This window comes from Mycobacteroides saopaulense (assembly GCF_001456355.1).
GTDB lineage: Bacteria > Actinomycetota > Actinomycetes > Mycobacteriales > Mycobacteriaceae > Mycobacterium > Mycobacterium saopaulense.
Genome location: NZ_CP010271.1, coordinates 1,531,017 through 1,548,125, shown reverse-complemented (window position 1 = coordinate 1,548,125; position 17,109 = coordinate 1,531,017). Strand labels below are relative to the sequence as shown.

18 protein-coding genes are annotated in these 17,109 nt (G+C 66.9%); 8 read left to right on the top strand and 10 right to left on the bottom strand.

The annotated features are described in order from the left end of the window. Positions 1 to 65: 65 nt before the first annotated feature. Entirely contained in the window at positions 66 to 1,466 is a 1,401-nt protein-coding gene (locus tag MYCSP_RS07735; protein WP_088413516.1) for an amidase, read from the top strand. Between the two features lie 111 nt (positions 1,467 to 1,577). On the opposite strand, the gene MYCSP_RS07730 is transcribed toward MYCSP_RS07735, so the two are convergent. The 9 genes from MYCSP_RS07730 to hrcA form a co-directional block, all read right to left on the bottom strand. After that, positions 1,578 to 2,426 carry a DUF559 domain-containing protein gene (locus tag MYCSP_RS07730; protein WP_088413515.1) on the bottom strand — a complete coding sequence of 283 codons (849 nt, stop codon included), beginning with the start codon at positions 2,424 to 2,426 and terminating at the stop codon, positions 1,578 to 1,580. A gap of 126 nt (positions 2,427 to 2,552) precedes the next feature. Continuing rightward, entirely contained in the window at positions 2,553 to 3,467 is a 915-nt protein-coding gene (gene era / locus MYCSP_RS07725) for a GTPase Era (protein ID WP_083014077.1), read from the bottom strand. Beyond that, positions 3,464 to 3,790, bottom strand: coding sequence for a cytidine deaminase (locus MYCSP_RS07720; protein WP_083014078.1), 327 nt, complete (start codon positions 3,788 to 3,790; stop codon positions 3,464 to 3,466). The genes era and MYCSP_RS07720 overlap by 4 nt, the downstream gene beginning before the upstream one ends. Further along, on the bottom strand, positions 3,783 to 5,090 hold the full coding sequence (locus MYCSP_RS07715) for a hemolysin family protein (protein WP_083014079.1): 1,308 nt from the start codon (positions 5,088 to 5,090) through the stop codon (positions 3,783 to 3,785). Before MYCSP_RS07715 ends, MYCSP_RS07720 begins: the two co-directional genes overlap by 8 nt. A 34-nt stretch (positions 5,091 to 5,124) precedes the next feature. Beyond that, positions 5,125 to 5,637, bottom strand: a complete 513-nt coding sequence (gene ybeY / locus MYCSP_RS07710) for an rRNA maturation RNase YbeY (RefSeq protein WP_005060346.1) — start codon at positions 5,635 to 5,637, stop codon at positions 5,125 to 5,127. Continuing rightward, positions 5,634 to 6,686: a PhoH family protein gene (locus MYCSP_RS07705; protein ID WP_083014080.1), complete on the bottom strand. Its 1,053-nt coding sequence runs from the start codon at positions 6,684 to 6,686 to the stop codon at positions 5,634 to 5,636. Before MYCSP_RS07705 ends, ybeY begins: the two co-directional genes overlap by 4 nt. Positions 6,687 to 6,763: 77 nt before the next feature. Then, complete coding sequence (locus MYCSP_RS07700) at positions 6,764 to 7,543, bottom strand: 16S rRNA (uracil(1498)-N(3))-methyltransferase (protein ID WP_083014081.1); 780 nt, start codon at positions 7,541 to 7,543, stop codon at positions 6,764 to 6,766. Between the two features lie 3 nt (positions 7,544 to 7,546). Continuing rightward, positions 7,547 to 8,692 carry a molecular chaperone DnaJ gene (gene dnaJ, locus MYCSP_RS07695; RefSeq protein ID WP_070911136.1) on the bottom strand — a complete coding sequence of 382 codons (1,146 nt, stop codon included), beginning with the start codon at positions 8,690 to 8,692 and terminating at the stop codon, positions 7,547 to 7,549. Positions 8,693 to 8,727: 35 nt separating this feature from the next. After that, complete coding sequence (gene hrcA / locus MYCSP_RS07690; protein ID WP_088415511.1) at positions 8,728 to 9,753, bottom strand: heat-inducible transcriptional repressor HrcA; 1,026 nt, start codon at positions 9,751 to 9,753, stop codon at positions 8,728 to 8,730. Between the two features lie 111 nt (positions 9,754 to 9,864). On the opposite strand from hrcA, the gene MYCSP_RS07685 reads away from it, so the two are divergent. Beyond that, entirely contained in the window at positions 9,865 to 10,173 is a 309-nt protein-coding gene (locus MYCSP_RS07685) for a type II toxin-antitoxin system VapB family antitoxin (RefSeq protein WP_005060335.1), read from the top strand. 6 nt (positions 10,174 to 10,179) lie between these two features. Here the strand turns inward: MYCSP_RS07685 and hemW are convergent, their stop codons facing one another. Then, positions 10,180 to 11,355, bottom strand: a complete 1,176-nt coding sequence (hemW, locus tag MYCSP_RS07680; protein WP_083014082.1) for a radical SAM family heme chaperone HemW — start codon at positions 11,353 to 11,355, stop codon at positions 10,180 to 10,182. An 89-nt stretch (positions 11,356 to 11,444) separates the two neighbouring features. Here hemW and MYCSP_RS23700 point away from each other — a divergent pair, with 89 nt between their 5' ends. The 6 genes from MYCSP_RS23700 (at position 11,445) to MYCSP_RS07655 (ending at position 17,019) form a co-directional block, all read left to right on the top strand. Next, the gene (locus MYCSP_RS23700; RefSeq protein WP_407661640.1) at positions 11,445 to 11,588 is read left to right on the top strand and encodes an Ms4527A family Cys-rich leader peptide; all 144 of its coding nucleotides are present in this window, start codon (positions 11,445 to 11,447) and stop codon (positions 11,586 to 11,588) included. A gap of 111 nt (positions 11,589 to 11,699) precedes the next feature. After that, positions 11,700 to 13,382 (top strand): nitrite/sulfite reductase, encoded by a 1,683-nt coding sequence (locus MYCSP_RS07675; protein WP_088413513.1) that lies wholly within the window; start codon positions 11,700 to 11,702, stop codon positions 13,380 to 13,382. Continuing rightward, entirely contained in the window at positions 13,379 to 14,101 is a 723-nt protein-coding gene (locus tag MYCSP_RS07670; RefSeq protein WP_088413512.1) for a phosphoadenylyl-sulfate reductase, read from the top strand. Before MYCSP_RS07675 ends, MYCSP_RS07670 begins: the two co-directional genes overlap by 4 nt. Further along, positions 14,098 to 15,027 carry a sulfate adenylyltransferase subunit CysD gene (gene cysD / locus MYCSP_RS07665; RefSeq protein ID WP_083014085.1) on the top strand — a complete coding sequence of 310 codons (930 nt, stop codon included), beginning with the start codon at positions 14,098 to 14,100 and terminating at the stop codon, positions 15,025 to 15,027. Before MYCSP_RS07670 ends, cysD begins: the two co-directional genes overlap by 4 nt. Next, positions 15,027 to 16,319: a sulfate adenylyltransferase subunit 1 gene (locus MYCSP_RS07660; protein WP_083014086.1), complete on the top strand. Its 1,293-nt coding sequence runs from the start codon at positions 15,027 to 15,029 to the stop codon at positions 16,317 to 16,319. Before cysD ends, MYCSP_RS07660 begins: the two co-directional genes overlap by 1 nt. Continuing rightward, on the top strand, positions 16,312 to 17,019 hold the full coding sequence (locus tag MYCSP_RS07655; RefSeq protein WP_083014087.1) for a sirohydrochlorin chelatase: 708 nt from the start codon (positions 16,312 to 16,314) through the stop codon (positions 17,017 to 17,019). Before MYCSP_RS07660 ends, MYCSP_RS07655 begins: the two co-directional genes overlap by 8 nt. Positions 17,020 to 17,109: the final 90 nt, after the last annotated feature.

Genomic DNA, 17,109 nt, shown 5'->3' with positions numbered 1-17,109 from the left:
TTTCCCATCTGGTACCGACGAATCCCCGCATTGACGCACTATTTCGACGGCTTACCCTTCTGGTCATGTCGGGCTTTCCCACGCTGACGTCCCAGGCCTCCGCGCTGGTGGAGGGTTCGGTCAGCTCCGTTTCGCTGACCCTTGCGGCGCTCAACGCGATCAAGTCCAGCCAGTCGACACTCAACGCGTTCCGGGTGGTGTGCACCAAGAGCGCCCTCGCCGAGGCCACCGCGGCCGACAAGCGGTTAGCGGCCGGTCAGCGGCTCCCGTTGCTCGGGGTGCCCATCGCCATCAAGGACGACACGGATCTGGCGGGAACGCCCACCGCGTTCGGTACCGCAGGGGCCGTCGGCTCGGAGTCCGAGGATGCCGAGCTGGTGCGCCGGCTGCGCGCCGCCGGGGCGGTGATCGTCGGCAAGACCAACACCTGCGAGTTGGGCCAATGGGGCTTCACCAGCGGGCCCGGCTTCGGGCACACCCGCAATCCGTGGAGCCGCGGCCACACCCCCGGCGGGTCCTCCGGCGGCAGCGCCGCAGCGGTGGCCGCCGGGCTGGTCGCGGGCGCCATCGGTTCGGACGGGGCCGGAAGCATCCGGATTCCGGCGGCCTGGACGCATCTGATCGGCATCAAGCCGCAGCGCGGCCGGATCTCCACGTGGCCACTGGCGGAGGCGTTCAACGGGATAACGGTCCACGGGCCGTTGGCCCGCACGGTCGCCGACGCCGCACTGCTGCTGGACGCGGCGTCGGGGAATGTCGCCGGGGATCTGCACAAGCCGCCCCATGTTCGGGTTCTCGACGCCGTCCACGAGGACCCGGGTCAGCTGCGCGTCGCGTTGTCGCTCAAGGTGCCGTTCTCTGGATTCTCCGCGCACATTCATCCCACGATCGAGGCCGCCACCCGATACGTCGGTCATCAGCTGCGCTCCCTCGGGCACATGGTGTCCGAGGGCGACCCGGATTACGGTGTCGGGCTCGGCCTGAACTTCCTGCCGCGGGCCACGGCCGGGCTGCTCCCCTGGCGGGATCGGCTCGATGCCGGGGCGCACTGGGACCCGCGGACGGTCACGAACATGCGCACCGGTCGGCGACTGGCCGGTTGGGTGTTGCGACGAGCGCGGGCCGCCGAACCGCGATTGCAGGCGCGCGTCGGCAAGATCTTCGGCAGCTTCAACGTGGTGCTGGCACCGACCACCGCGCAACCACCGACGGGTATCTACGATTTCGACGACATCGGCAGTGTGGCAACGGATCGCGGGCAGATCGGCGCCTGTCCGATGACGTGGCCGTGGAACGTGCTCGGCTGGCCGTCGATCAATGTGCCCGCCGGATTCACCGAGGACGGGTTGCCGATCGGCGTGCAGCTGATGGGTCCGGCGAACAGCGAGCCGCTGCTGATTTCCCTTGCCGCGCAGCTGGAGTCGGTGAACGACTGGGCATCGGAAACCCCCGACCCCTGGTGGTGAGGGACGTGCCGCGTTCCGCGCGGCCGTCATCCCCGCGCCGCCCCTGCGCCGACACGCCGTGTGGTGGCGGTTTCGTATCGCACAAGGTCGCCACGAGCGGGCGTGTCGAAATCAGGCCGCCTGCGCTCTGGACCGATAAGCGGACCTGACACGCGCGAGGACCGCGCCCGGGTCGTTGGCGAGTTGATCGCGACTTACCCGAATGAGCTTCCACCCCATGGCCGCGATGAACTCCTGTCGCTCGATATCGCGACGATGCTGCGCCGAATCTCCCCAGTGCTGCGCGCCGTCGAATTCGGCCGCCAAGCGTTCGGCTCGCCAGCCCATATCTAGGCGAACCACTCGCCCTCCGGAACCCCGGAGCTCGATCTGAGTCTCTGGCCGCGGCAGCCCGCCGCTCACAAGACACAGACGCAACCGGGTCTCCTGCACGGATTCCGCCCCGGGGTCTGCCAGGAAGAGCACGTTCTGCAGACGCCGGAGTCCACGGGCACCGCGATGTCGAGCGACCAGTGCGTCCACCTCGGTGGCATCACAATCGCGCAGCAGCACGTCCGTCAGCTCGACTGCTCGATGCGTCTGCACCCGTCGACCGATATCGAAAATGGTCCTCGCCCGTGTGGTCACGGCGACATCGCCGACCATCGTGCACTCGTCGGGCGAAAGACGATCACCCCGGATCACGATCCCCTGGGGCGCATTGCGCCGCTGCCGATTCAGCTCCACCACACGTTCGACGGAGATGTACGGGTTGCCGAGCAATGCCGCTGCCGACACCCCGCATACCACGGCCTGCCGACCCGCCCACAGGTATGCCGCCTTGGCCCGCACACCCGCGGTGAGCTCAACCCCGACCGGGAGGTACACGTCGCGAAAGACGGCGTCATAGTGCTGACGAAGCTCGTGCCGCGTGAGCACCCCCGCAGCGATGGCCTCGCTGCCCACGATGAGTTTGTCCATGGGCGGACCCTGCCACGGACCACCGACAAAAGAACGCCGTCGCCGACACGCCTGTTAGTGGCGAACTTGTGCGATACGAAACCGCCACGACACGGCGTGTCGGCGGGAAGGGGTTCTGGGCGCCGCTCAGAACCCCAGCTTGCCGAGTTGCTTGGGGTCGCGCTGCCAGTTCTTGGCGACCTTCACCCGAAGATCCAGGAAAACCTTTGTGCCGAGCAGCTTTTCGATCTGCCTGCGCGCGTTGGTCCCGACCTCGCGCAGCCGCGAACCGCCCTTGCCGATCACGATGCCCTTCTGGCTGTCCCGCTCGACATAGAGAATCGCGTGCACGTCGATCAGCTCGGAGCCTTCGGGCCGCCCCTCGCGCTCGCTGCACTCGTCGATGACCACCGCCAGCGAGTGCGGCAGCTCGTCACGCACGCCTTCGAGCGCGGCCTCACGGATCAGCTCGGCCATGAGCACCTCTTCGGGCTCGTCGGTCAGCTCACCATCGGGGTAGAACGCCGGCCCCGGCGCCAGCTTGGACGCCAAAACCTCTGTCAGCACCTCGACTTGGGCACCGGAGACGGCCGATACCGGCACGATGTCCACATCCGGGCCGACCAGCTGCGACACCGACAGCAGCTGTTCGGCGACCTTCTCCTTGCTCACCTTGTCGATCTTGGTGACGATCGCGACGAGCGTGGTGCGCGGCGCGACAAGCTTGATCTGCTCGTAGATCCACTTGTCCCCCGGCCCGATGCCCTCATCGGCCGGGATGCACAGCCCGATCACGTCGACCTCGGAATACGTATCGCGCACAAGGTCGTTCAGCCGCTGCCCGAGCAGCGTGCGCGGGCGGTGCAGTCCCGGGGTGTCGACCAGCACGATCTGGAAATCCTCGCGGTGCACGATCCCGCGAATCGTGTGCCGGGTGGTCTGCGGCCGGTTCGACGTGATGGCGACCTTCTGCCCGACCAGCGCATTGGTCAGCGTCGACTTGCCGGTGTTCGGCCGACCGACGAAACAGACAAAGCCCGAACGGAATTCCTGCGAACTCACAGTTGCCCCGCGGGCACACCGGTGCGGTCGGTCACGATGACGGTCGCCGACGGTGACAGCTCCCGCACCGCCGCGAGACCCGGGTCCTCGTGTGAGCCGCCGACGAGCACCGCCGCCTCGATGGCCGTCGCGCCGCTGGACACCGCGGCCGCCACGGCCGCCTGCAGCGCGGTCAGCGACAGATCCGTAAGCGACACCGGCGCACCGGCATACGTGCGGCCATCGCCGTCACGCACCGCCGCCCCCGACGTCGCCCCGGCACGACCCATCGCGCCACGGGCCAGCACGACGAGCTTGTTGTCTTCGGCGTCCAGCTCAGTCATCTTTTTCCTCCGCTTTCTCGTCGCTTGTCGCATCGGGGTCGGGCTGCACCAGGATCGTGCCGATGCGCACCCGGCCACGCGTGTCCGGACCACCCTCAGCCTGTAACAAAAGTCCATGCGAGGCGACCTTCGCGCCCGGCAGCGGCACACGGCCCAGGTCGAGCGCCAACAGGCCGCCGACGGTCTCGACGTCCAGGTCCTCATCGAACTCGATGTCGTACAACTCCCCTAGGTCCTCGATCGGCAGCCTGGCCGAAACGCGGAACGTCTTGTCGCCCAGATCCTCCACCGGGGCGACCTCATCGTGGTCGTACTCGTCGGCGATCTCCCCGACGATCTCCTCCAGCACGTCCTCGATGGTCACCAGCCCGGCGATCGCCCCGTACTCGTCCACCAGCAGCGCCATGTGCTTGCGGTGCTGCTGCATCTCACGCAGCAGCTCGTCCAGTGGCTTGGAGTCCGGAACGAACACCGCTGGCCTCATCACCTGGGCCACGGTGACGTCTCGCCCACCGTTCACCGAGTAGTACGTCTGCTGCACAAGGTCTTTGAGAAACACCACGCCGACCACATCGTCGACGTTCTCGCCGACAACCGGGATGCGGGAGTGTCCGCTGCGCACCGCGAGTGACGTGGCTTGGCCGGCTGTTTTATCACTTTCGATCCACACCATCTCGGTGCGGGGCACCATCACCTCGCGGGCCGGGGTGTCGCCCAGCTCGAACACCGACTGAATCATCCGGCGTTCGTCATCGGCCACCACGCCGCGCTGCTGCGCCATGTCGACGACCTCGCGCAGCTCGATTTCGGAGGCGAACGGTCCGTTGCGGAATCCGCGGCCGGGCGTCACCGCGTTACCGAGCACGATGAGCAGTCGCGAAATGGGGCCCAGCAGCACCGAAATCACCTGCAGCGGAACGGCGGCACCCAGCGCGATCGAGTACGCGTGCTGGCGTCCCAACGTACGTGGACCCACCCCGATCGCCACGAAGCTCGTCACCACCATGACGATCGCCGAGATCATCAGTGCCGCACCCAGACTCATCCGGGCGGTCAGGTAACCCACCAGGAACACCGTCGAGAGGATCTCGCAGGTGGTGCGCAGCAGCACGACCAGGTTCACGTACCGTGGGCGCTCCCGGATGACGGCCGAAAGCCTTACCGCGCCCGGCCTTTCCTCACGAACCAGCTCGTCGACGCGCGCCGAGGAGACCGTGTTGATGGCCGCGTCGATGGCCGCGAACGCACCGCCCAGGCCGACGAGCACAATCGCCGCCAGCAGCAGCCCTATGCCAGACATACTCAAAACCAACGTTCTTCGCGCAAGACGCTCATCACTCGTCGAAGTTGCGCGACTTGTCGAGCAGCCGGCTGTCGCGGTACAGCTGAGCCTGCTGCTCATACCAGTCCTGCAGCAGCTGGTTCTGCAGCGCGAACATCTCGCGCTCTTCCTCGGGTTCGGCGTGGTCGTAGCCGAGCAGGTGCAACACACCGTGCACGGTCAGCAGCGCGAGCTCGTGCGCCAGCGAATGCCCCGCCGCCTCCGCCTGTTCGGCCGCGAACTGGGGGCACAGCACGATGTCACCCAGCATCGACGGGCCGGGCTCGGGCGCGTCGGGACGTCCCCCGGGCTCCAGCTCGTCCATCGGGAACGACATCACGTCGGTGGGGCCGGGCAGGTCCATCCACCTCATGTGCAGGTCCGCCATGGCCGCGAGGTCGACGAGCATCATCGAAAGTTCGGCTGCCGGGTGGACATCCATTGCCGCGATGGCGAAACGAGCCACGCTCACCAACTCGCCCTCGGCGACGTCGATACCCGACTCGTTGACGACCTCAATGCTCATCGGTGCCGACTCCGGTTCCCCGACGCACGCCGCTGCGCGCGATTGCCTGTCAGGTCCGAGTCCTCGAACCGCGCGTAAGCATCCACGATCTCCGACACCAGCCGATGGCGAACCACGTCGGCACTAGTCAACTCCGAGAAGTGAATTCCCTCGATGTTGTCGAGGATGTCCATCGCCGCGCGCAGCCCCGAACGGGCATTGCCCGGCAGGTCCACCTGGGTGATGTCACCGGTCACCACGATCTTGGAGCCGAACCCCAACCGGGTGAGGAACATCTTCATCTGCTCGGCGGTGGTGTTCTGCGCCTCGTCGAGAATGATGAACGCGTCGTTGATGGTCCGGCCGCGCATGTAGGCCAGCGGTGCCACCTCGATGACCCCCGCGTCCATCAGCTTGGGGATCAGCTCGGGATCCATCATGTCGTGCAGCGCGTCGTACAGCGGCCGCAGGTACGGGTCGATCTTCTCGCTGAGCGTGCCCGGCAGGAATCCCAGCCGCTCCCCGGCCTCCACGGCGGGCCGCGTCAGGATGATGCGGGTGACCTGCTTGCTCTGTAACGCGTTGACCGCCTTGGCCATTGCCAGATACGTCTTGCCGGTACCGGCCGGGCCGATGCCGAACACGATCGTGTTGGCATCGATCGCGTCCACATAGCGCTTCTGGTTCAGCGTCTTCGGGCGGATGGTCTTGCCGCGTCGCGACAGAATGTCCAGGCTCAGCACCTCGGCGGGCGACTCGTCACCGTCGCTGGTCAGCATTCCCACGGTATGGCGCACCGTCGAGGGGGTGAGCTGTTGACCGCGCCGGGCGATCACGATCAGCTCGGAGATCACCCGCTCGGCCAACGCCACGTCGGCGGGTTCGCCCGTGAAGGTGATGGTGTTGCCGCGGGCGTGGACATCGGCGGGCAGGACGTCCTCAAGCTCGCGCAGATTTTCATCAGCTGAACCCAACAGGCCCATGATGAGATCGTTCGGAATCTCGACGCTGCTGCGTACGTCCGGAGTAGACACAGACGGGGCAGCGGCACCTTCTTCTCGGCTCGTCACGTGGTTAAGGTCGCCTGCTTTCTTGGGTTGTGAAGTTGCTTCGAGTTTACCGCCGGCAACCGTCAGCCTCCACGCGATTAGCGCTCACCGTGCACCAGCGGCCCACCGGTCCACCGATCCGTCAGCACCCCGAGCGCCCCCAGTGCGACGGCGGCGGCACTGGAGGTGCGCAATACCGTCGGCCCCAAACGCACCGGAACCGCACCTGCTGCCGTCAAAACGCCCAGCTCCTCGTCCGCGACGCCGCCCTCGGGGCCAACGACCAACACCACCGCCGGAGCCGACGACAACCGCTCCTTCAGGGTGCTGAGCCCGGACTGCGCCGACTCGTGCAGCACCAGCACGACGGCTCCGCCCGCGACCCGAGCACCGACGAACTCGGCAAGCTGCACGGTCGAATGCAAGTCCGCCACCATGGGCAGGTTGGCCCGCCGGGACTGGCGCGACGCCGCGCGGGCGACGGCCTCCCAGCGCTGCCGACCCTTCGCCGCCTTTGCGTCCCAACGCGACACACAGCGCTGTGCCTGCCACGGGACGATCTCGTCGGCACCGGCCTCCACCGCCAGATCGACGGCCAGCTCGGAGCGATCCGATTTGGGAAGTGCCTGCACCACAGTCACTTTGGGAGTCGCGGCGCCAACACTCCAGCGCCCGGTCACGTCGATCGTCAGGCCCGCGCGGTCGACGGAGGCAACCACACCGTCACCGACCTCGCCCGCGCCGTCGCACACCATCACGGGCTCACCGGCCCGCATGCGCAGCACCCGCGCGGCGTGATGACCCTCGTCGCCGTCGAGGACCACCTGCTCACCCACGGACGGGACCCGCTCGACGTAGAAGATCGTCGCGGCAGCCACGAGCTACCGACCCGTGAAGGCCTCGCGCAGCCGCGAGAACACCCCGCCGGAGGCAGACTCGGCCCATACGACCTCGGCGCCCTCCTTGTTGCGGGCCTTGAAGTCCTTGAGCAGCTCGCGTTCCTTGGAATCCAGTCGCGTCGGCACCACCACATCGAGATGGGCGTGCAGGTTGCCGCGGACTCCGGTGCGCAGGTGCGGCATGCCCTTGCCCCGCAACGTCACCACCGAGCCCGGCTGCGAACCCGGCTCGACCTTGATGACGGTGGGCCCGTCCAGGATGGCGTCGACGGACACACTGGTGCCCAGCGCCGCCTCCACCATCGGGACGCGAACCGTGAAGTGCAGGTCGTCGCCGTCACGAATGAACACGTCGTGCGGCTTTTCGTGCACCTCGACGTAGAGGTCGCCGGCCGGTCCACCACCCGGGCCGACCTCGCCCTGAGCCGCCAGGCGCACCCGCATCCCGTCGCCGACACCGGCCGGGATCTTGACCGTGATCTCACGACGGGCGCGCACCCGGCCGTCGCCGCCGCACTTGTGGCAGGGATCGGTGATAACCTCGCCGGCCCCCTGGCACGTCGGGCAGGGGCGCGACGTCAGCACCTGGCCGAGCAGGGAACGCTGCACGGTCTGCACCTCGCCGCGGCCGCCACAGGTCTCACAGGCGCTCGGCGCCGAGTTCCCGTGGGTGCCCTTGCCGGTACATCCGTCGCACAGGATCGCGGTGTCCACGGTCACCTGCTTGCTCACGCCGGTGGCACATTCCAGCAGCTCAAGACGCATGCGTAGCAGCGAGTCGGACCCCGGCTGCACGCGCCCACGCGGACCGCGCGATCCACCGGCGGAACCGCCGAAGAACGCCTCGAACACGTCGCCCAGGCCACCGAAGCCCGAACCGAAGCCGCTGAACCCGTTGCCCCCGCCGCCGTTCTCCAGCGGGTCGCCGCCGAGGTCGACGATGCGCCGCTTCTCCGGGTCGGTCAGCACCTCGTAGGCGACGCTGACCTCCTTGAACCGGGCCTGTGCCTGCTCGTCGGGGTTGATATCGGGGTGCAGCTCGCGAGCGAGCTTGCGGTACGCCCGCTTCAGCTCGCTGTCGCTGGCACCCTTGCTGACCCCGAGGATGCCGTAGTAATCACGCGCCACTGTGCTCGTTACGTCCTGTTCTAGTTCACATATCGCTAGCGATTGGCTAGCACTTCGCCGATATACATGGCAACCGCCGCGACGTTCGCGATGGTTCCCGGGTAGTCCATCCGTGTGGGCCCCAGCACACCCATGCCGCCGAATACAGCTCCGCCCGCACCATACGGGGTGGAGACGACAGAGGTGCCAATCATCTGCTCGGCAGCGGTCTCGTGACCGATGTGCACGGTCACCCGGCCGGCTTCCTGCTGTGCGGCGAGCAAGCGCAGCACGACCACCTGCTCCTCAAGCGCCTCCAGCACGGTACGCAGCTGACCGCCGAAATCGGCGGCGCTGCGCGTCAGGTTGGCCGTTCCGCCGAGCAGCAGCCGTTCCTCGTGGTGCTCGACGAGCGTCTCCACCAGGACCGTCGCGGCCCGCGTGAGGGGATCACGCAGATCGTCGTCGGACTGTTCGGCCAGCTCGGCGACGGCCACCGAGGCCGCCGACAGCTTCTTGCCGTCCAACGCCGCACCCAACAGCGTACGAAGCCTGCTCAGCTGGTCATCGCAGATGACATCGCCCAACTCGACGATCCGCTGGTCGACGCGCCCGGTGTCGGTGATGACCACCAGCAGCAGCCGGGCCGGAGACAAGGACACCACCTCCAGGTGGCGCACGCTGGACGAAGAGAGCGTCGGGTATTGCACGACGGCGACCTGACGGGTCATCTGCGCCAGTAGTCGCACCGCCCGGCGCAGCACGTCGTCGAGGTCGACGCCGCCCTCCAGGAAGTTCAGGATGGCCTTACGCTCGGCACCCGAGAGCGGCTTGACGTCCTCGAGTCGATTGACGAATTCGCGGTAGCCCTTCTCGGTGGGGATGCGCCCCGAGCTGGTGTGGGGCTGAGCGATATAACCCTCCGCCTCCAGGACCGCCATGTCGTTGCGCACGGTGGCGCTGGAGACGCCCAGGCTGTGCCTGTCGACCAGGGCCTTGGAGCCGATCGGCTCCTTGGTGGTGACATAGTCGGCAACGATGGCACGCAGTACCTCGAAGCGCCGATCGTCCGCGCTGGCCATGGTCACCTCCCTTGGGCGTGATTTTGCCCTTTATTTTACGGGGCCGGGCCGCACCGGCCCTCCGCCGTGGCCGTCCACGCTAACCTCAGGTGTTATGGAGGCTCGTCACCGATGATTTTCAAGGGTGTACGCGAGGGGAAGCCGTATCCAGAACACGGGCTCTCCACCAGGGATTGGTCACGCATCCCGCCCCGGCAGATCCGCCTCGACGAACTGGTCACCACCACCACGGTGCTCGCGTTGGACCGTCTACTCAGCGAAGACTCCACGTTCTACGGGGACCTGTTCCCGCACGCCGTGAAGTGGCAGGGCGTCATCTATCTGGAAGACGGACTGCATCGGGCCGTACGGGCCGCACTACGCAATCGGGTTGTGCTGCATGCCAGGGTTTTCGACATGGATCAGCTGCGGGTGGTCTAGGCGCGTCTAGTCCAGGATGGTGCGCACCACGCCGTCGGCCAGTAGACGTCCCTGATCGGTGAGCACCAGCCGGTCGTCGACCAGCTCCCCCAGTCCACGGGCCACCACCTCGGGCACCCGCCCGCGTTCGTCAACGGTCAAGTCCGCCAATGCGATCCCGGTGTTCAGCCGCACCGCCAGCAGCACGTCCTCGGTGTGTCGTTCGACGGGGCCGAGGACCTCGTGTCCTCCGACGGGAAGCTGCCCCTGTCCCAGCTGCTTGGCATAGGTGTTGGGGTGCTTGACGTTCCACCAGCGCACCCCGTTGACGTGTCCGTGCGCGCCGGGCCCGGCGCCCCACCAGTCACCACCGGCCCAGTACCCGAGGTTGTGACGGCATTGCCCGCCGGGCCGTGCCCAGTTGGACACCTCGTACCAGCTCAGGCCCGCCTCCGAGAGCGCGGAGTCGAGAAGCTGATAGCGATCGGCCAGTGCGTCCTCGTCCGGATTCGGTAGCTCACCGCGGCGCACGCGGCGCGCCAGCGCGGTGCCCTCCTCCACCACCAGTGCGTACGCCGACACGTGGTCGACCCCGGCCTCCAGCACGGCATCGATGGATCGGCGCAGGTCGTCGTCGGTCTCGCCGGGAGTGCCGTAAATCAAATCCAGGTTGACGTGCCCAAGGTCGGCCGCCCGCGCCTCCCGTGCCGCCGCCACCGCCCGGCCGGGCGCGTGCACGCGATCCAGGGTGGCCAGCACGTGCGGGGCCGCCGACTGCATGCCCAACGAGACGCGCGTGTAGCCGGCAGCGCGAATCGTCTCGAAGAAGGCCGGTGAGGTGGATTCGGGGTTGGCCTCGGTGGTCACCTCGGCGCCCGGCGCCACGGTGAAGTGGGCACTGATCGCGTCGAGCACCTCGGTAAGCCCGGCACCACCGAGGAGGGACGGCGTACCGCCTCCCACGAACACCGTCTGCACCGCCGGGTTTCCGTCCAGGGTGCGGGCCGCCAGATCCAGTTCGGCGCGCAGCGCCTCCAGCCAGCCCGCGGTGGACGTCCCATCACCGAGTTCGTCGGCGGTGTAAGTGTTGAAATCGCAGTATCCGCAGCGTGTGGCACAGAACGGGACATGCACGTAGATCCCGAAAGGGCGCCCGGCTGCCGGCACCAAGGGCGGCAGGGTGGCAATGGTTTCGGGCCTCACCGCTCAAGTGTGTGCCAGGGTCGGCGGGAGAAAAAATCTGTATAGCCGATAGCGGGAATCCCCCATGCCGAATAGAGGTTTTGCTCACAATGAGCGGAATTACGGCCCGGTGGCGCGGGGTGTCAGCTTCGCGTGGCACAATTGGCCACGTGAGCACACATCAGGTCCCCCTTGTCGCGCGGCGGCATATCGACCTGAAGCGTGTCTGTAGCGCGTGTTGTCTCCCCTACTGACGTACTTGGCCCCAGTCCTACCACCAGCCACCCGAACGGTCGTGAGGATCTGCGCCTCCGGTCAGCCCCGGTGTGTCGCCCACGACTGTGCCTGCCTTCGTTAGGAGCACCATGACAACCAGCGAGACCCGGCCCGCTCGCCCCAAGCAACAGCGCAGCGAGGGCCAGTGGGCGCTCGGTGAGCACGAGCCGCTGAACCCCAATGAGCAGGCCAAGAAGGACGACCACCCGCTCAACGTGCGTGAGCGCATCGAAACCATCTACGCCCATAAGGGCTTCGAGAGCATCGACAAGACCGACCTGCGCGGCCGCTTCCGCTGGTGGGGCCTGTACACACAGCGCAAGCCGGGTTACGACGGCACCTGGACCGGTGACGAGAACACCGACATGCTCGAGGACGAGTACTTCATGCTGCGGGTCCGTTCCGACGGCGGTGCGCTGTCGGTCGGTGCCCTGCGCACCTTGGGCGATCTGTCGACGAAATACGCGCGGGACACCGCCGATCTTTCCGACCGCGAGAACGTGCAGTACCACTGGATCCGGGTCGAGGACATGCCGGAGATCTGGCGCCGTCTCGACGAGGTGGGCCTGTACACCACGCAGGCCTGCGGCGACTGCCCGCGCGTGATCCTCGGTTCGCCGCTGGCAGGCGAGGCACTGAACGAGGTGCTCGATCCGACCCCGGCCATCGACGAAATCGTGCGCCGGTACATCGGGAAGAAGGAGTACGCCAACCTCCCCCGCAAGTTCAAGACGGCCATCTCCGGTCTGCAGGACGTGGTGCACGAGATCAACGACGTCGCGTTCATCGGCGTGGTGCACCCCGAGCACGGCCCCGGTTTGGATCTGTGGGTGGGTGGTGGCCTGTCGACCAACCCCATGCTGGCCCAGCGCCTTGGCGTGTGGGTGCCCTTGGATGAGGTGCCCGATGTCTGGGAGGGCGTCGTCAGCATCTTCCGCGACTACGGGTACCGGCGACTGCGCGCCAAGGCGCGACTCAAGTTCCTGGTCAAGGACTGGGGCGTGGAAAAATTCAGGGAAGTTCTCGAGACCGAGTATCTCAAGCGTCCACTGATCGACGGCCCGGCCCCGGTGCAGCCTCCGCGGCCGATCGACCACGTGGGTGTGCAGCGACTCAAGAACGGGCTCAACGCCGTTGGCGTGTCCCCCATCGCGGGACGTGTTTCCGGCACCATCTTGTCGGCGGTCGCCGACCTGGCCGAGAAGGCCGGATCGGACCGCATCCGGTTCACGCCGTACCAGAAGCTGATCATCCTCGACGTGAGTGACGACGAGCTGCCTGCGCTCCTGGCAGGCCTCGACGCGCTGGGCCTGCCCTCGCGGCCGTCGCACTGGCGCAAGAATCTGATGGCGTGCACCGGCATCGAGTTCTGCAAGCTCTCCTTCACCGAAACCCGTAAGCGCGCACAGGATCTGGTGCCCGAGCTGGACAAGCGGCTCGAAGATCTGAACGCCGAGCTCGATACGCCGGTCACCATCAACATCAACGGCTGCCCCAACTCCTGCGCGCGGTCGCAGGTCGCCGACATCGGCTTCAAGGGCCAGATGGTCGACGACGGCGACGGAAACAGCGTCGAGGGCTTCCAGGTGCACCTGGGCGGAAGCCTGGGACTGGACAGTGGTTTCGGCCGTAAGCTGCGCCAGCACAAGGTCACCAGCACCGAGCTCGGCGATTACATCGACCGCGTGGTGCGCAACTTCGTCAAGCAGCGCGAAAACGGAGAGCGCTTCGCGCAGTGGGCAGTTCGGGCCGAGGAGGCGGACTTGCGATGACCTCGGACGTAAGCACAAAGGACCTCGATTCGTTGCGCGCGCTGGCCGAGCGTGGCGCTGCCGAACTGGTGGACGCCTCCGCCGAGGAGCTGCTGCGTTGGACCGATGAGAACTTCGGGAGCGACCCGCACACGTACGTCGTGGCCTCCAACATGCAGGACGCGGTACTCGTCGACCTGGCCGCCCAGGTGCGTCCGGGTGTCGATGTGTTGTTCCTGGACACCGGATATCACTTCGCCGAGACGATCGGCACCCGTGACGCGGTGGAGTCGGTATATGACATCCACATCGTGAACGTGGCCCCCGAGCACTCGGTGGCAGAGCAGGACGAGTTGGTGGGCAAGGACCTGTTCGCCAGCAATCCCGGCGAGTGCTGCCGCCTGCGCAAGGTGGTGCCGCTTCGCGCGTCGCTCGCCGGGTACTCGGCCTGGGTGACCGGGCTTCGTCGCGTTGATGCCCCGACCCGGGCCAACGCGCCGCTGATCAGCTTCGACGAGGCATTCGGACTCGTGAAGATCAACGCGATCGCGGCCTGGACCGACGAGGACATGCAGAAATACATCGACGAGCACGGAGCCCTGGTGAACCCACTGGTGGACGAGGGATATCCGTCGATCGGCTGCGCCCCGTGCACGGCCAAGCCCGTGCTCGGCGGCGACGCACGGAGCGGACGCTGGCAGGGCCTGGCCAAGACAGAATGCGGTTTGCACGCCTCATGACGACAACGGAGACCGAAATGGAGTCTGTGTTGAACCAGACCGAAACACTCACCGACCTCGAATCGGAGTCGATTCACATCATCCGTGAGGTGGCCGGCGAGTTCGAGCGTCCGGTCCTGCTGTTCTCCGGCGGCAAGGACTCGACGGTGCTGCTGCACATCGCGCTCAAGGCCTTCTGGCCCGCACCGCTTCCCTTCGCGCTGCTGCACGTGGACACCGGGCACAACCTGCCCGAGGTGCTGGCCTTCCGCGACGAGATCGTCGAACGGCACAACCTACGCCTGGTGGTCTCCAAGGTGGAGGACTACCTGGCCGACGGCCGTCTGACCGAGCGGCCGGACGGAATCCGCAATCCGCTGCAGACCATTCCACTGCTGGAGGCCATCACCGACAACAAGTTCGACGCGGTGCTGGGCGGTGGACGTCGCGACGAGGAGCGTTCACGCGCCAAGGAGCGAATCTTCAGCTTGCGCAACGCATTCGGCCAGTGGGATCCCAAGAAGCAGCGCCCCGAGTTATGGAGCCTGTACAACGGCCGGCACGCTCCGGGCGAGCACGTCCGCGTGTTCCCGATCAGTAACTGGACCGAGCTGGACGTGTGGCGCTACATCGCCCGCGAGAACGTGCAGCTGGCCAGCCTGTACTACGCGCATGAGCGTGAGGTGTTCAATCGCGACGGCATGCTGCTGACTCCCGGGCCGTGGGGCGGGCCGCGCGACGGCGAAGAGCTTCAAACACTTTCGGTGCGCTACCGCACGGTGGGCGACGGTTCGACCACCGGCGCGGTGCTCTCGGATGCCGTCGACGTGCAGGCGGTGCTCGCCGAGGTCGCGTCGTCGCGAATCACCGAGCGCGGCGCCACCCGCGGCGATGACCGCGTGTCCGAGGCGGCGATGGAAGACCGCAAGCGAGAGGGTTACTTCTGATGTCTGATCTTCTACGCATTGCCACCGCCGGCAGTGTCGACGACGGGAAGTCCACCCTGGTGGGCCGGCTGCTGTACGACACCAAGTCGGTGCTCATCGACCAGTTCGACGCCGTCACCAAGGCTTCCGAGTCGCGCGGGCTCGATGCTCCGGATCTGTCGCTATTGGTCGACGGGCTGCGCGCCGAGCGTGAACAGGGCATCACCATCGACGTGGCGTACCGCTACTTCGCGACGCCCAAGCGCTCGTTCATCCTCGCCGACACTCCCGGGCACGTGCAGTACACCCGGAACACCGTGTCGGGAGCCTCGACCGCACAGCTGGTGATTCTGCTGGTCGACGCGCGCAAGGGCGTCATCGAGCAGACCCGCCGTCACGCCGCGGTGCTGGCGCTGCTGGGTGTGCCGCGACTGGTGCTGGCGGTAAACAAGATCGATCTGGTGCCCGACAGCGCCCGGATCTTCGAGGCGATCAGCGCCGAGTTCAACGAGCTGACCAGCTCGCTGGGCTGGAAACCGGAGAATGTGGTGGAGATCCCGGTCTCGGCGCTGCACGGCGACAACATCGCCACCCGTAGCGAGCGGACCGGTTTCTACAACGGCCCAACCCTCATCGAGCATCTGGAATCGGTTCCGGCGCACGGCAAATCCGACGGAGCATCCAGCACCATCGGCCTGCGATTCCCGGTTCAGTACGTGATCCGTCCGCGCACCGCCGAGTACCCGGACTATCGCGGGTATGCCGGGCAGGTAGCCGCGGGCTCGGTGCGCGTGGGTGACGAGGTGGTGATCTCCCCCGCCGGTCAGCGCACCACGGTCGCGGGCATCGACACCGCAGACGGGCCTCTTGAGGTGGCCGAGGCAGGACGCAGCGTCACGCTGATCCTCGCCGACGACGTGGATGCCTCGCGTGGCGATCTGATCGCTTCGGCCGATGTGCCAGAGCCTGTTTCGGAGCTCGAGGGCACAGTGTGCTGGCTGGCCGACAAGCCGTTGAAGGCCGGGGCGCGCCTGCTACTCAAACACGGCACCCGGACCGTGCCCGCCATAGTCGGCGAGCTGGTGGAGCGCTTCGACGAGCAGAACCTTTCCGCCGATGCTCAGCCGGAGTCATTGGAGCTCAACGATATCGGGCAGATCAGCATTCGCCTGGCCGAGGCGATCAGTGTCGACGAGTACGTCGACGACCGTACAGCCGGGAGCTTCCTGCTGATCGATCCGTCGAGCGGTAATACATTGGCCGCGGGGCTGGTCGGCGATGCCCTGCGCCATGTCGAACTGAATCGTGTCTAGCCCGACGCTCCTCGCTGTAGCCCACGGGAGCCGCGACCCGCGGTTCGCCGAGAACGCGCGCCGCCTGGTTGAGCAGGTGCGGCTCCTGAGGCCGGATCTGGATGTCCGGCCGGCCTTCCTGGAGTTGTCCGAGCCGAACCTCGTCGACGTGCTGGGCGAGTTGCGCGGGGACGCGGTCGTGGTCCCACTGCTGTTGTCGGACGCCTATCACGCACGAATCGATCTGCCGACGATGCTGTCCACGGCGCATTCGGGGCTGCGGGTCCGGCAGGCTCCGGTGCTGGGCGCCGACGGCCGACTGCTGCGACTGGCCCGGCGGCGTGTGGCCGAGGTCGGCACCGACAATCCCGGCGTCATTCTGACCGCGGTCGGATCCTCCGATCCCACGGCCAATGCCCGCACCCGCGCCCTGGCCGCGCAGTGGGAGATCGCGACAACGGTGTTCGCCACCGGCGATCCGACAACCCTTGCCGATGCTGCGGAGTCATTGCGCGCCCGTGGCGCCACGGAAATCGTTGTCGCACCGTGGTTCCTGTCCCCCGGCCTCCTGCTTGACCAGATGTGCGCCGAGGCCGCGCAACTGAACATGCCGGTAGCGGCGCCTTTGGGCGCGGACCGACTGGTCGCCGAGGTCGTGGTGCAGCGGTACATGGCGACGGTCGCGACTCTGCCGAGTCAGGCCCCGGCACTCAATCGCTGACGCCGAAGGACAGAACTTGGGCGCTAGCCCCAGCACGCCGACGTCGGCCGAACAGGCCTACATCTCCCAACACATTGTTGTATGCGCATG

What these genes read in the sequence shown, in the direction of transcription:
- MYCSP_RS07735 (WP_088413516.1), top strand. Translation starts at nt 66, where the DNA reads ATGTCGGGCTTTCCCACGCTGACGTCCCAGGCCTCCGCGCTGGTGGAG.
- MYCSP_RS07730 (WP_088413515.1), bottom strand. Translation starts at nt 2,426, where the DNA reads ATGGACAAACTCATCGTGGGCAGCGAGGCCATCGCTGCGGGGGTGCTC.
- MYCSP_RS07720 (WP_083014078.1), bottom strand. Translation starts at nt 3,790, where the DNA reads ATGACTGAGCTGGACGCCGAAGACAACAAGCTCGTCGTGCTGGCCCGT.
- MYCSP_RS07715 (WP_083014079.1), bottom strand. Translation starts at nt 5,090, where the DNA reads ATGTCTGGCATAGGGCTGCTGCTGGCGGCGATTGTGCTCGTCGGCCTG.
- ybeY (WP_005060346.1), bottom strand. Translation starts at nt 5,637, where the DNA reads ATGAGCATTGAGGTCGTCAACGAGTCGGGTATCGACGTCGCCGAGGGC.
- hrcA (WP_088415511.1), bottom strand. Translation starts at nt 9,753, where the DNA reads ATGGCCAGCGCGGACGATCGGCGCTTCGAGGTACTGCGTGCCATCGTT.
- MYCSP_RS07685 (WP_005060335.1), top strand. Translation starts at nt 9,865, where the DNA reads ATGATTTTCAAGGGTGTACGCGAGGGGAAGCCGTATCCAGAACACGGG.
- MYCSP_RS23700 (WP_407661640.1), top strand. Translation starts at nt 11,445, where the DNA reads ATGAGCGGAATTACGGCCCGGTGGCGCGGGGTGTCAGCTTCGCGTGGC.
- MYCSP_RS07675 (WP_088413513.1), top strand. Translation starts at nt 11,700, where the DNA reads ATGACAACCAGCGAGACCCGGCCCGCTCGCCCCAAGCAACAGCGCAGC.
- MYCSP_RS07670 (WP_088413512.1), top strand. Translation starts at nt 13,379, where the DNA reads ATGACCTCGGACGTAAGCACAAAGGACCTCGATTCGTTGCGCGCGCTG.
- cysD (WP_083014085.1), top strand. Translation starts at nt 14,098, where the DNA reads ATGACGACAACGGAGACCGAAATGGAGTCTGTGTTGAACCAGACCGAA.
- MYCSP_RS07660 (WP_083014086.1), top strand. Translation starts at nt 15,027, where the DNA reads ATGTCTGATCTTCTACGCATTGCCACCGCCGGCAGTGTCGACGACGGG.